Origin of the sequence: Streptomyces sp. RKND-216 (genome assembly GCF_004795255.1) — a bacterium.
Taxonomy (GTDB): domain Bacteria; phylum Actinomycetota; class Actinomycetes; order Streptomycetales; family Streptomycetaceae; genus Streptomyces; species Streptomyces hazeniae.
Window position 1 is genome coordinate 4,602,683 of the sequence record NZ_SSBQ01000002.1, and the last position, 12,931, is coordinate 4,615,613.

General features: G+C 73.5%; 12 protein-coding genes and 1 pseudogene. 8 read left to right on the top strand and 5 right to left on the bottom strand.

All coding sequences use genetic code 11. From position 1 onward, the window contains the following. Nucleotides 1-19: 19 nt before the first annotated feature. From E4198_RS20105 to E4198_RS20115, 3 genes are all read left to right on the top strand, one after another. Nucleotides 20-1,348 carry a multidrug effflux MFS transporter gene (locus tag E4198_RS20105; protein ID WP_136184383.1) on the top strand — a complete coding sequence of 443 codons (1,329 nt, stop codon included), beginning with the start codon at nucleotides 20-22 and terminating at the stop codon, nucleotides 1,346-1,348. Continuing rightward, complete coding sequence (locus E4198_RS20110; RefSeq protein ID WP_136184384.1) at nucleotides 1,321-2,481, top strand: serine hydrolase domain-containing protein; 1,161 nt, start codon at nucleotides 1,321-1,323, stop codon at nucleotides 2,479-2,481. Before E4198_RS20105 ends, E4198_RS20110 begins: the two co-directional genes overlap by 28 nt. 103 nt (nucleotides 2,482-2,584) lie before the next feature. After that, nucleotides 2,585-3,343 (top strand): class I SAM-dependent methyltransferase, encoded by a 759-nt coding sequence (locus E4198_RS20115; protein WP_136184385.1) that lies wholly within the window; start codon nucleotides 2,585-2,587, stop codon nucleotides 3,341-3,343. Here E4198_RS20115 and E4198_RS20120 read toward each other — a convergent pair. The 3 genes from E4198_RS20120 to E4198_RS20130 all read right to left on the bottom strand — a co-directional run bounded on the left by E4198_RS20120 (nucleotide 3,329) and on the right by E4198_RS20130 (nucleotide 5,922). Continuing rightward, entirely contained in the window at nucleotides 3,329-3,703 is a 375-nt protein-coding gene (locus E4198_RS20120; RefSeq protein ID WP_051307930.1) for a rhodanese-like domain-containing protein, read from the bottom strand. The genes E4198_RS20115 and E4198_RS20120 overlap by 15 nt on opposite strands. Next, nucleotides 3,700-4,239 (bottom strand): cysteine dioxygenase, encoded by a 540-nt coding sequence (locus tag E4198_RS20125; protein WP_136184386.1) that lies wholly within the window; start codon nucleotides 4,237-4,239, stop codon nucleotides 3,700-3,702. The genes E4198_RS20120 and E4198_RS20125 overlap by 4 nt, the downstream gene beginning before the upstream one ends. 306 nt (nucleotides 4,240-4,545) lie before the next feature. Beyond that, a complete protein-coding gene (locus tag E4198_RS20130; protein ID WP_136184387.1) occupies nucleotides 4,546-5,922 on the bottom strand; it encodes an FAD/NAD(P)-binding protein in 1,377 nt (458 codons plus the stop codon). A 102-nt stretch (nucleotides 5,923-6,024) separates the two neighbouring features. Between E4198_RS20130 and E4198_RS20135 the strand changes: the two are divergent. From E4198_RS20135 to E4198_RS20145, 3 genes and pseudogenes are all read left to right on the top strand, one after another. Next, nucleotides 6,025-6,471: pseudogene (locus E4198_RS20135) on the top strand (aminoacyl--tRNA ligase-related protein); the annotation flags it as partial. A gap of 31 nt (nucleotides 6,472-6,502) precedes the next feature. Further along, on the top strand, nucleotides 6,503-7,123 hold the full coding sequence (locus E4198_RS20140) for an L-threonylcarbamoyladenylate synthase (RefSeq protein WP_168711480.1): 621 nt from the start codon (nucleotides 6,503-6,505) through the stop codon (nucleotides 7,121-7,123). A gap of 47 nt (nucleotides 7,124-7,170) precedes the next feature. Continuing rightward, entirely contained in the window at nucleotides 7,171-8,217 is a 1,047-nt protein-coding gene (locus E4198_RS20145; RefSeq protein ID WP_136184388.1) for a small ribosomal subunit Rsm22 family protein, read from the top strand. 106 nt (nucleotides 8,218-8,323) lie between these two features. Here the strand turns inward: E4198_RS20145 and E4198_RS20150 are convergent, their stop codons facing one another. After that, a complete protein-coding gene (locus E4198_RS20150; protein ID WP_247597764.1) occupies nucleotides 8,324-9,043 on the bottom strand; it encodes a hypothetical protein in 720 nt (239 codons plus the stop codon). Nucleotides 9,044-9,614: 571 nt separating this feature from the next. Between E4198_RS20150 and E4198_RS20155 the strand changes: the two genes are divergently transcribed. Continuing rightward, nucleotides 9,615-10,853 (top strand): aromatic acid exporter family protein, encoded by a 1,239-nt coding sequence (locus tag E4198_RS20155; protein WP_247597765.1) that lies wholly within the window; start codon nucleotides 9,615-9,617, stop codon nucleotides 10,851-10,853. A gap of 78 nt (nucleotides 10,854-10,931) precedes the next feature. Here E4198_RS20155 and ddaH read toward each other — a convergent pair whose 3' ends face one another. After that, on the bottom strand, nucleotides 10,932-11,795 hold the full coding sequence (gene ddaH, locus E4198_RS20160; protein WP_348771313.1) for a dimethylargininase: 864 nt from the start codon (nucleotides 11,793-11,795) through the stop codon (nucleotides 10,932-10,934). Nucleotides 11,796-12,155: 360 nt separating this feature from the next. Between ddaH and E4198_RS20165 the strand changes: the two genes are divergently transcribed. Beyond that, the gene (locus tag E4198_RS20165; RefSeq protein ID WP_136184390.1) at nucleotides 12,156-12,893 is read left to right on the top strand and encodes a bifunctional DNA primase/polymerase; all 738 of its coding nucleotides are present in this window, start codon (nucleotides 12,156-12,158) and stop codon (nucleotides 12,891-12,893) included. Nucleotides 12,894-12,931 lie beyond the last annotated feature (38 nt).

Genomic DNA, 12,931 nt, shown 5'->3' on the forward strand with positions numbered 1-12,931 from the left:
CTTTCTCCTGGAGAGGTGCATGTCCGACTCCGGCCCCTCGATCCCGGCCGCTCCGCCCGCCACCCCACCCCCTGCCACCCCGGCTGTCCCCGCGCCCCGTACCGCGCCCGCCGCCCCGCCCGCCACCGAAGAGCCGAAGCTCACCCGCCGGCAGCGGGCGGGACTGCTGCTCACCCTCATCCTGGGCAGTCTCACCGCGCTCCCGGCGCTGTCGATGGACATGTACCTCCCGGCGCTCCCGGCGGTCGGCTCCGACCTGTCCACCCCGGCGGCGAGCGTCCAGCTCACGCTGACCACCTGCCTCCTCGGACTCGCCGTCGGCCAACTCGTCGTCGGGCCGATGAGCGACCAGTTCGGGCGTCGCCGGCCGCTCCTCATCGGCATGGGCGGATACGTGCTGGCCAGCGCCGCCTGCGCGTTCGCCCCCACCATCGGCACGCTCACCGGCTTCCGTCTCGTGCAGGGCCTCGCCGGGTCGGCCGGCATCGTCATCGCCCGCGCCGTCGTCCGCGACCTCTACGACGGCCTGGCCATGGCCCGTTTCTTCTCCACCCTGATGCTCATCGCCGGCACCGCGCCGATCCTCGCCCCCGTACTCGGCGGCCAGATCCTCCGCTTCACCGACTGGCGCGGCGTGTTCCTGGTCCTCACCGGCATCGGAACGCTGCTGATGCTGATCGTGGCCCGCAAGCTGCCCGAGACCCTGCCGACACGCGCACGCCACCGGGGCGGGGTGCCGGAGACGCTGCGCATCATGCGCGGCCTCTTCGCCGACCGCGTCTTCACCGGCTACCTGCTGGCCGGCAGCTTCGGCTTCGCCGCGCTGTTCGCCTACGTGGCCGCGTCGCCGTTCGTGGTGCAGGAGATCTACGGCGCCTCGCCGCAGACCTTCAGCATGCTGTTCATGGCCAACTCGATCGGCCTGGTGGCCGTCGGCCAGATCAACGGCAAGATCCTGGTGGGCCGGGTTTCGCTGGACCGGGTGATGGCCTTCGGACTCGCCCTCACCCTCCTCGCCGCGGTGGCGCTGCTGCTTCTTACCGCCGGCACCTTCGGCCCAGTCGGCCTGGTGCCGGTCGCCACCGGCCTGTTCGTGCTGATGTCCGGCATGGCGCTGATCCTGCCGAACGCCAACAGCCAGGCGCTGATGCGCGCCCCGCACGCCGCCGGGTCGGCGTCCGCGCTGCTCGGCACCTCGCAGTTCCTGGTCGGCGCCGTCGCCTCGCCCCTGGTCGGCATCGCGGGCGAGCACACGGCCGTGCCCATGGCGCTGGTGCAACTCGGCGCGCTGCTCGTGGCCGTCGGGGGTTTCCTGGGTTTGTGCAGACCGTGGCGTACGCGCGACTGAGGCCGGCCGCCTCGCCGGAACGGGCGGGGCTGCACGCCGCCCGGCTCGACGCCCTCGTCGCACACGTCGACGCCCTCCCCGGCCGCTGGTGCGCGGGGGTCGTCGTCCTCGCCGGCCGCGGACCGTACGTCGCCGTCGAACACGCCGCCGGCCGGGCCGTCCGGTACGCCTCCTGGGACCCGCACGCCGGACGCGGCGCCGAACTCCCGCGCCACCGCCAGGTGCCCGTCGGGACGGGCACGGTCTTCGACCTGGCCTCGCTCACCAAGCTGTTCACCGCGATCGCCGTCCTGCAGCAGATGGAACGGGGCACCGTCGACCTCGACACCGAGATCGACCGCTACGCCCGTCGCCACGCCGGGCGCGACGCCCCGGCGCGCGGCCTCACCCTGCGGCAGCTGCTGACCCACCGCTCCGGGCTGCGCCCGGAACTGCCGCTGTTCGCCTGCGCCACTCGCGCCGAGCGCATCGACGCGCTGTGGAACGAGGAGCCGCGGACCCGCCCCGGTACCGCCGTCGGCTACTCCGACCTCAACCTGCTCCTCGCCCAGCAGGTGCTGGAACTGACGACCGGCCGTGGTCTGGACGCGCTGCTGCACGAGGGCGTGCTGCACCCGCTGGGCATGGAGCACACCCGGTTCCGGCCGCCCCGGTCCTGGATTCCCCGGATCGCGGCGACCGAAGACCAGCGCACCCCGTGGGCCAAGCTCGACCGCGGCATGCTGCGCGGCGAGGTGCACGACGAGAACGCCCACGCCCTGGGCGGCGTCGCGGGGCACGCCGGCCTGTTCTCCACCGCCGGGGACCTCGCGGTGCTCTGCCGCACCCTGCTCAACGGCGGGGCGTACGGCACCGCGCGCATCCTGGCGCCGTCCTCGGTGGCGGCGCTGCTGGCCCCACCGGGGCTGGGCTTCGGCGTCGACCAGCCGTGGTTCATGGGCGAGTTGGCGGGGCCGCTGAGCGAGGGCCGCGCAGCCGGGCACACCGGCTTCACCGGCACCAGCCTGGTTTTGGACCCGGTCACCGACACTTTCCTCGTGCTGCTGGCCAACACCGTGCACCCGGTGCGCCGTCCCGCCGACAACGCCCCCCGCGCCCTGGCCGCGACGCACCTGGCGCGCGCCCTGCGCTGATGCGGTCCCGCGCTGCGGCATCCCCACCGGGGCGTCTCCGGAGCGCGGACAGCCCCGGAAAATCCCGCGACGGGCGCGCACCCGGCACCGCACGATGCGCGCCATGGAACGCAGCCGCATCAGTGCCCTCGCCCACGCGCACCACCCCATCGCCGCACCGCTCGCCGACGTCGTCGTGGCAGGGCTCCTGGAACGGGCGCTGCCACCCGGCGAGGGACGCGTGCTCGACCTCGGCTGCGGTCGGGCCACCTGGCTGCGTCGCGGCCTGGATCTGCGTCCCGCACTCCACGCGGTGGGCGTCGACCTGGACACGCAGACCCTGGAGCGTGCCCGCCGGGACGCGGCCGCCGACGGACTCGGCGACCGCCTCGCCCTGCACGCCGCCGACGCCCGGGACTTCGGCGCCGACCGGCCTTTCGACAGCGTGCTGTGCGTCGGCGCCACCCACACCTTCGGCGGCCTGCTGCCGACGCTCGCGGCCGCCCGCTGCCACCTGGCGCCGGGCGGCACGGTGCTCGTCGGCGACGGCTTCTGGGAACGCGAGCCCGACCGCAGCACCCTCGACGTCGGCTTCGCCGTGGACGAGTACGCCGACCTCGCCACCACCGTCGACCGCGTCACGGCCGCGGGCTGGACACCGGTGTACGGGCACACCAGCACGCCGGAGGAGTGGGACGACTACGAGTGGTCCTGGACCGGCAGTCTCGCCGCATGGGCCCTGGACAACGACGCCGAGGCCGCCCTGGAGGCCGCGACGCGGCATCGCGACGAGTGGCTGCACGGCTACCGCGGCACCCTCGGCTTCGTGACCCTGGTGCTGCGCCGCACGCGGCCGGACGACGAGCCGTCAAGCCACCGGTAGTCCTGCCGCCCGCCAGGCCTGGAAGCCTCCGCGCAGGTCCGCGACGTTCGTCAGGCCCAGTGTCTCCAGCGAGCGGACGGCGAGGCTGGACGCGTACCCCTCGTCGCAGAACACGACGACGGGCAGGTCCGGACCGGTGGCCTCGGGAAGCCGGTGCGGGCAGGTCGGGTCGAGCCGCCACTCCAGTTCATTCCGCTCCACGACGAGCGCGCCCGGCACCAGCCCGTCGCGGTCGCGGAGCGCGGCGTACCGGAGGTCGACCAGGAGCGCGCCGGCCCGGGCCGCTGCTGCGGCCTCCGCCGGGTCCACCCGGCGCATTCCGGCCCGCACGGAAGCCAGCAGTGCGTCGATCCTGCTCATGTCCACGCTCCGGGGTGTTCGACGTCGACCAGCCGCAGCAGTCCGCCGTGCGCCGCGAACCGGCGCATCGACGGCAGCGCGGGCGCGTAGAGGTGGAGCGAGACCGCGTGCACGGTACCGGTGCTGAGCACGTCGTGCACGTGGTGCCGGCCGAACGCCCGCCCGGCGCCGGCCGTGAGTACGCGCCGGTGCGGCCCGCCGGGCGGCAGCCGCACGGCGTCCGTCTCCCCGGAGGGTTCGGCGGCCGGGGTGTGCTCCTCCAGCAGCCCTTCGAGCACGGTGAAGGCGCCGCTCGCGCCGCCGTGGTCGTGCCAGCCGGTGCCCGTGCCGGGCGGCCAGCCGACGAGCCAGGCCTCGCAGCCGTCCGGGCCGTCGATCCGGGCCCAGGTCCGGGCGTCGGCCTCCAGGTGCAGCAGCGGGCGCACGGCGGGATCGCGTGCCAGCTCCTCGGCCCGGGCGAGGAGCCCGCGGCGGGACGAGGCCCCGGGCCCGGCCGGGTCCGGGTGGGGGCGCGACTGCGTGGGGGAGGTGAGCATCGGTGCTCCAGAGGGCCGGTCGTGCGAGCGGAAGGTGTGTGTCGGGGTGGCGGGTCCGGGATGCGGACTCGGTGTTGACGTGCTGGACTGTACCCTACTAATCCAGTAGGAAAACTAGGGAAATCATGGGTGCGCGTCGCGACCCCGGGGGACCCCCGGGGTCGCACTCGTCCGGAGAGAACCCGTGAGGCCCCGCTGCATGCACCTGTCCGTAGAGCTGCCCGCCGCGACGACCGCCGTATCCGCCGATCCGCCGTCACGCTCGGCCGCCTCGCCGAACGCGGCAAGAGGTCATGGGCGGGGCGGCTACCGGTACGCCCTCATCAGCGCGTCGGCGAGGGCGGCGGCCTGCACGCGAATCTCCGGGATGGCGGTGGTCTCCCACAACTCGCCGCGCCTGGGTGCTCCGAGGGTGTGGAGTGCGCGCGACGCCGTGCCGTGCTCGTCCAGCAGCCGTCCCTCCGCGGTCGCCACGCCGAGGCCGAGCGGCCCGGGCACGGCCAGCCCGGAGTCCAGCAGGGAGCGCCACAGCGATCCCGGCGCCGCGTCCGTCTCCGAACCCGGACCGGTGCAGTCCACCACCCAGCCGGTCGCCAGCCGGGTGCCGTCACTCAGGACGGTGGCGAACCTGCCGGTCCCCAGCGGGCGTACCGAGGAGATCCGTCCGGAGTGCCGCCGCAACCCGCCGGTGGCCTCCAGCTGTTGCACGGCGCGCGCGGTCGCCGGGGGCATGCGGTGCCGGAGGGTGTTCCAACGGGTCATGCCGTGCGCCATCAGCTCCGCCTTCTCCGCTTCGCGGAGGCCCTGCCAGACCCGCGAGACCACCGGCCGCAGACCGTCCATGGCCGGGCGCCAGTCGCCCGACTCCCGCCGCTGACCGGCGAGATGACGGGCCACGGCGGCGCGCAGCCGTCCCGGGGAGCGTTCCGCCGTCAGCCCGGGTGGGCAGGGGGCGGGCGGCAGCGGCACGTCCGCGTGCCGGGCGGGCAGCAGACCGGTGCGGGAGACGGCGTGCACCGTGCGGCCGGGACGTGCGAGCGTCATCGCGAGGTCGACGGCGGTCAGGCCCGCGCCGACCAGCAGCACGTCGTCGCGGCCCGCCGCGACGGCATCCAGCGCGCCGGTCTCCCACGGCCGGGCCAGGAATCCAGGCGCCTCCCGGAGTTCCTGGGGAATCCAGCCGCCGCCCTCGGCCGGTCCGGTCGCCAGCACCACCCGGTCGGCATGGAGCAGGCGACCGTCGGCCAACAGCAGAGTGGCTCTCCCGGCGGGGTCCGGCCAGTCGCACCGCACCGCCTCCGCCCGCAGGCGTCGTACGCGCACGGTCTCCCGCGCACCGATCACCGCACGGCCCAGCGTGTCGCCCAGGTAGGAGCCGAACCGGTAGCGGGAGACGAAGTCCCCGTCTTCGACCTGCTCGTCGTGCCGGCACAGCCAGCGCCGAAAGTGCCCCGGATCATCGGGACGGCAACTCATCGCGCCTACCGGCGTGTTGAGTAGATGACGCGGATCGCGGCTGCCGTACGCCGTGCCGCGGCCCGCCTCCGGTGCGGGATCGACCAGCATCAGGTCGAGCGGCTGTCCGGCGCGCACCGCGGCGTCGCACGCGTGCAGCGCGACAAGCGCGCCCGCCGCTCCCGCGCCGACGATCACCACGACGGGCCGCACCGGTGAGACCTCCACCCGGAACCTCCTTGGGCTATTCCCGGCCAAGCAGACCGGAAAACTAGGGAAGCTCACTCTAACCCGCCTCCCCGCTCCCGGAAAACCGCTGTCCCGCCCAAGCCGGCGCTGCGTATAGCCGAGCTGGGCGACATGTACCGCTCCGAACCCTCCGGGGTGCTGGGCGGTCTGATCCGCGTGCGGGTCATCCGGCTCAACGACGCACACGTCTTCTGCACCCTGGGCCAGGTCGCGGCGGAGATCCGCGTCGCGCTGGAGATGATTCGCCGGGCCCACCGCGCCATGGGGATCGTCCCCACCCGCCACCGCCTCTCCCTCCCGGGCGCGGGCGGGAAGTACGTCGCCGGCCCGGAGCGCGGCACCCTCGGGGTCCGCGTCCGGCGGGCCCGCCACGTGCCGTATCAGGCGGTGGTCGGCCCGCGGGAGGCGGGCGTCGGCCGCGCCGCCCTCCGGCTGCGGGGCGGTCGCAGGCTCGCGGCCATGCCGTCCCGCGACCTGCTCGCCGGCATCGGCGCACACGTCGCCGCCCGCAGAGCAGAAGCCCTGTGGGAGGGGGCATGGCGCCGCGTAAACTCGCCGGATGGCGAAGTACTACGACGTGCACCCCGAGAACCCTCAGCCGCGCAGCATCGGCCAGGTCGTGGAGGCCGTCCGGTCCGATGCCCTCGTCGCGTATCCCACGGACTCCTGCTACGCGCTGGGCTGCCGGCTGGGCAGCGCCGACGGCATCGCCCGCATCCGGTCGATCCGGAATCTGGACGACCGCCACCACTTCACCCTGGTGTGCCGCGACTTCGCCCAGCTGGGCCAGTTCGTGCACATCGACAACGACGTCTTCCGTGCGATCAAGGGCGCGACCCCCGGCAGCTACACCTTCATCCTCCCCGCGACCAAGGAGGTGCCGCGCCGGCTGCTGCACCCGAAGAAGAAGACGGTCGGCGTGCGCATCCCCGACCACGTCGTCGCGCAGGCGCTGCTGGCCGAGCTCGGTGAGCCGCTGCTCTCCAGCACTCTGCTGCTCCCCGACGAGGAGGAGCCCATGACGCAGGGCTGGGAGATTAAGGACCGGCTCGACCACGTGGTGGACGCGGTGATCGACTCGGGCGACTGCGGCACCGAACCCACCACGGTCATCGACTTCTCCGGCGGGGACGCGGAGATCGTGCGCCACGGAGCGGGCTCCACCGAACGCTTCGAGTGATCATCCACGGCAGCACCCCGTACCCGCGCACCCCGTACACTGCCACGGTGCAACAGGCCAGCTCACCGGGGACCGCGGAGTCGCTGAGGGTCGCACTCGACGCGCTCGTCGACGGGCTGCCGCCCCGGCGGGCGACATCGGCCGTGGAGCGTCTGATCGGCCACTACCGCGGCGCCACCCCCACCCACGCGCCCATCCTCCGCGACCGCGCGGACGTCGTGGCGTACGCCGCGTACCGGATGCCCGCCACGTACGAGGCCGTCGCGGCGGCGCTGCGGGCCCTGGCCGTACGCGTCCCCGGCTGGTCGCCGGAGTCACACCTGGACCTGGGCGGCGGTACCGGCGCGGCGGTGTGGGCCGCCGACGCCGTCTGGGGCGACGGCCCGCCGGGCGGCCCCACGCGTGGCACGACCGTGCTCGACTGGTCCGAACCCGCCCTCGCCCTGGGACGGGACCTCGCGGCGCAGCGCGGTTCCGCCGCGCCGGCCGCCGCCGAGTGGCGGCGGCAGCGGCTCGCCGGGGACGCCGCGCTGCCTCCGGCCGACCTGGTCAGCGTCGGCTATGTACTCAACGAACTGGCCGAGGCCGACCGCGGCGCCGTCATCGAGGCGGCCGCCCGGGCGGCCCGGGGAGCGGTCCTGGTCGTCGAACCGGGCACCCCCGACGGCTACGCCCGGATGATCGAAGCCCGCGGCCGGCTGGTGGCGGCCGGGCTGACCGTCCTGGCGCCCTGCCCGCACAGCGGGCGCTGCCCGATCGTGCCCGGCGAGGACTGGTGCCACTTCGCCGCTCGCGTCAGCCGCTCCTCGCTCCACCGCCGGGTCAAGGGCGGCACCCTTCCCTACGAGGACGAGAAGTTCGCCTACGTCGCGGCCGTGACCCCCGGGCTGCTCGCCGGGGGCGCAGGGGGCCCGGCTTCCGCCCGCATCGTGCGGAAGCCGCAGATCCGCAAGGGGCAGGTGCTGCTCGATCTGTGCACCGAGGGCGAGGGCTTGTGTCGGACGACGGTCAGCAAGCGGCATGGCGCGGACTACCGCGCCGCCCGCAACGCCGACTGGGGCGACGCCTGGCCCCCTCCCGGCCCGACCGGATAGGTGTGTTGCAGTTGACGGAGAAGTGAGGCTGGGTGTGCCCGGCCCTGGATGCGGCGGCCGTGCATCATGAGCCGTCGGCTGTCGGGTGCCGTGCCCGTGTGGGGCTTCAGCTTCCTGACGCCGTCGGGGGATTCGCGGTGCCGTTGCACTTTTCGGGTCCGGCGGCGTGTGCAGCCGCCATGCCGCAGGCGATCATCTCCCATTCAAGCTTGAGAGTGTAGAGGTGATCGTTTGTTCGGTAGTCGATCCAGGCGCGATCGATGATGCCTCCGGGCTCGCCCACTTTCATGGCGAACAGTAGTTCGGTGAAGCCGGATGTCGACCTGTCCTCGTCCGCGCAGCTCTGGGTGATGCGGGTGCCGGGGCCGGCTTTCTCAAAGCGGCCGGGAAGTCGTCCATCCGGCAGGTCGGGAGGTTCGCCGATGGCACCACCGAGGGGTCCGACCGCCGGGTCGGCGGCTCGGGTCTTACCTGACACGGTGCGCAGCATCAGGTGGACGTCGAGGGGCTTGACCGTGGTGTGGTAGCGGATGTCTTCGATTTCGATGACCGAGCCGGTGGTGGAGCAGAGCACGTAGCTGCCGAAGGTGCCCGTCCATGGCGCTCGCTTGGGTGCGTACATGGAGCTGGCGCCCTGCTGCGTGTGGGACTGGAGGGGGCCCTGTCCGGCCAGGTGCTCTCTTCGGTGGGCCTCGAAGGGGGAGCCGGCGACGGCGAGGTAGGCGACGATCGCGGCTGTGATCAGAGCAGCGGCGGTGAGCAGCGGACGAGCGGCGAGTGCCCGCCGCGCGGGGACGGCGGGCACTTCGTGGGGTTCGGGGTTCACAGTTCTTCTTCGATGCGGTTGTAGTGCTGCTGGACCTTGGGGGCGTAGGCGGGCTTGTCGCTGTTGCCGCACAGGGAGTCGTGGTGGCGGTCATCTTGTAGCTGAGGGGCGACTTCGATGTGTAGGCCCGCTGGGTGCTCATGTCGATGCCAGCCGCACCCGGAATCGGGCGTTCTCCAGCGTCACAGCCTTGTTGACCTGGCCGTTCAGCGCTCCCATACCGTTCACGTCTGCCGCCGTGGCCGCCGCCGGAGCGAGCAGGCCCAGCAACTACGATTCCCGGAGCGGCCGCAAGAGTAGATCTCGCACTGGCCGGGTCGATACACCTAGCGGCACCTTCCCGGGCTGCCCACCGCCGAGGGACCGTGCCGCCCTCCTGCCGCCGTGTCCGCCCCCGCGCCGGTGTTCCCGTACAGAGCCCTCTCTGCTCCTGCATGAGCGGCCGCCGAGCGGAAACACGGGACTGTGCCGACCAGGGGCCTCCCGGCCGGCACAGTCCCGGCCGCGCATGCACCTTTCCGACGCACGACCCGGCCGTGACGCACGCGACGGAGAAGGAGAGCAGAGACCGGTGTCCCATGACCGAGCCGCTGTCGGCACCCGCGGGGCCGCGCCGCCCGACCGCCTGAGCCGCGTCCGCCAGTGGTTGACGCGCGCCTCGTCCGCAGGCAGCCACGAGCGCAACACCCTGCTGCTCGTGGCGAAGAGCACCGTCGCCGCGTGCGTGGGCTGGGTGATCGCCCACCGCCTGATGCACGCTCAGTTCCCCGCCTTCGCGCCGTTCTCCGCGGTGCTGATGATGCAGGTCACCGTCTACCAGTCCGTGTCCCAGGCGCTGCGCTATGTGGGAGCGGTGGTGGTCGGGGTCGCCCTGCAGGGGGTGCTGGGGTTCGTGGCGGGACCGGACCTGGCGACCTTCGCCCTCGTCGCGTTCATCGCCCTGGTGATCGGCCGCTGGCGGCCCCTCGGCACGCAGGGCGGGCAGGTCGTCACGGCCGCCTTCTTCGCCTTCTCCGCCTTCCTGTCCGCCGGCTCCAGTGGCGAGCGCCTGTCCCTGCTGGGCGAGATCGTTCTCCTGGTCCTGGTCGGGTGCGCCGTGGGTGTGCTGGTCAACGTGGTCCTGGTGCCGCCGCTGCGGTACCGCAGCGCGGAGTACGGGGTCCGCTCCCTTGCGCACAGCCTCTGCGACCTGCTGAGCGATATGTTCGCCGCGCTGCAGGAGAACAGCCTGGAGGAGGAGCGCACCCGCCAGTGGCGTCATCGGGCCGGCGACCTGCGCTCCAGCGTGGACCAGGCCAGGTCGTCCGTGGAGACCGCCTACGAGAGCCTCTTCTACAATCCGCGCCGCCTGCTGCCCGGCCGGCGGATGACAGCGGACTTCAGCGGTTACCGCGCGGTGATCGACGGCCTGGAGCGGGTGGCGCACCAGGTCGCCTCCATGACCCGCAGCCTCGACCAGTGGCGGGAGAGCGAAGGGGAGCGGGGCCGGGGGGGCCACGGCCGGTTCGTCCAGGTGTACGGGGACTTCCTGTCCTCCGCCGCGACGATCGCGCGGCTGCTGAGCGAGGTGGACGAGGACCGGCTGCAGGACCAGGCCACGAAGCTGTGCCAGGCCGCCGGATCGGCTCAGGACAGCAGGAAGCGGCTCGCCGACCTCGGCGACCGCGAGCAGCTGCCCGCGGAGGACCTGCACCACCCCTACGGCGTGCTCCTGCTGGAGGCGGACCGCCTGATGGTCGAGTTCCAGCACACCTGCGACGTGCTCCAGGACGCCGTGGACCGGCACACCGCGACCCGCGCCGCGCCGTGACGGCGGGGCACGCGGACGCGGTGTGCCGGTCCACGCCGGGGTGCGTGCCCGTACGGGCACGCACCCCTGGTCCGTTCCTCAGTCCGCCGGGCGCAGCTCCGCCGTGCAGCACTTGACGCTGCCGCCGCCCTTCAGCAGCTCTCCGAGGTCGATGCCGATCGGCTCGTAGCCGCGCTCCCGCAGCGGCTCGAACAGCCCGGTCGCCGCCTGCGGGACCAGCACGTGGTGGCCGTCGCTGACGCAGTTCAGGCCGAACGCGCGGGCGTCCGCCTCGCTCGCGATCAGCGCGTCCGGGAAGAGCCGTTCCAGAACGGCTCGGCTGCCGCGCGAGAACGCGTCGGGGTAGTACATGACCTCCCCGTCGACACCGTCGTCCAGCACGCACAGCGCGGTGTCCAGGTGGTAGAAGTGCGGGTCCACCAGGTCCAGCCCGATCACCGGGCGGCCGAAGAACTCCTGCACCTCGCCGTGCGAGAGCGGGCTGCTGCGGAAGCCGCGCCCGGCGAGCAGCCAGGACGCGGTGACGGCGAAGTCGCCCTCGCCCTCGTTGATGTGCTCCGGCTCGCGGACGTCCGCGAAGCCGTGTTCCCGGTACCACTCGGCGTGCGCCGCCGCCTCCGGCGCGCGCTCCGGGTGCGCGAAGCGCGCCCCCAGCACCCGGCCGTCGACGACCGTGGCGCCGTTCGCGGCGTACACCATGTCCGGCAGGTCGGGGTCGGGGGTCAGCTCCTCGACCGTGTGGCCCAGGGCCCGGTAGCGGTCCCGCAGGTCCTCCCACTGGGCGACGGCCAGCGGCAGGTCCACCGGTTTCCCTGGGTCCATCCAGGGGTTGATGGAGTACGTGACGCGGAAGTGCTCGGGTGGGCACATCAGGTAGCGACGCGCTTTGAACAACTCTTGCTCCTCACGGGATCGCCGTGCACTGGTGAGGCCATGGTCCACTCCCAGCGGGCTTCCTGCGAGTGTCGCGCACGGTCTTTACGGGGATTCCCACCCCCTCCGTCACGGAAGGCGTCCTCCCCTGTGGTGGAGTATCGCGCTTCCGGCCGCCGCGCGCCCGCTCGTCCCGCTGTGCAACGCCCCGCACGGGGGCCGTGGCCCGACCCCTGTGCGCACGGACCGGGGCGAAGAGGCAGGATGGGGGCAGGTGTCCGCGGTGCGAGGGAACAGCCCGGCGCCGTGATCCACGGATTCCGCGTCACGGCGGTGCGGCACTGCGTACCCTCGTCGGTGAGGCGGGTCCGCGGGTCCGCACGGGGTGACCCGGCGCCACGGCCGATGGTCGCGTGAGTGAGGCGGTAGATGGAACGCGAGAGCAGGTTCTCCCAGTGGCTGCGACGGCGTGCCCGCAACGGGGCCCGCTCCGGTCCGGATGCCGCCCGCGCCCGTGCCGAACTGCTCCTGCGCGCCGCCGAGGCCGGGTTCCCGCTCGCTCCGGCGGCGCACCCGTCGGGGTACGGCTGTTCGTGTGTACGCATCGGCTGCCCCACGCCCGGCCGGCACCCCGTGTCGTTCGCCTGGCAGACGCAGGCGACCACCGACCCGGAGCAGATCGAACGCTGGGCGGAGACGCAGCCGCAGGCCAACTTCGTCACCGCCACCGGCCGTACCCATGACGTGCTGGACGTGCCGGTGGAGGCCGGCCGCATGGCGCTGGAGAGTCTCGACGAGCAGGGCGACGACGCCGCGGCCGGGCCGGTGGCGCTCTCCGACGGGGAGCGGATGCTGTTCTTCACCGCGACCCGCGGCACCCCGGACGACGAGGACGAGTGGTGGCCGTGCGAGCTGGACTGCCACCCGGAGACCATGGACGAGCATCCGGGCCTGCGCTGGCACTGCCGTGGCAGCTACGTCCTGGTGCCGCCCGCGACGCTGCCCGGCGACCGGCCGTACGCGGACGTGCGCTGGCTGCGGCCGCCGGTGCCGGGGGAGGCGCTGCCCGAGCCGCTGACGCTGCTGGAGACGCTCACCGACGCCTGCGCCGTGCACGCGGGTGGCCGTCGGGACCACGAACCGGCCGCGCCTTGGCCGTCCCGCTGAGGGCCGGCGGGCCGCCGAGCCGACGCCGGGTACGCGGG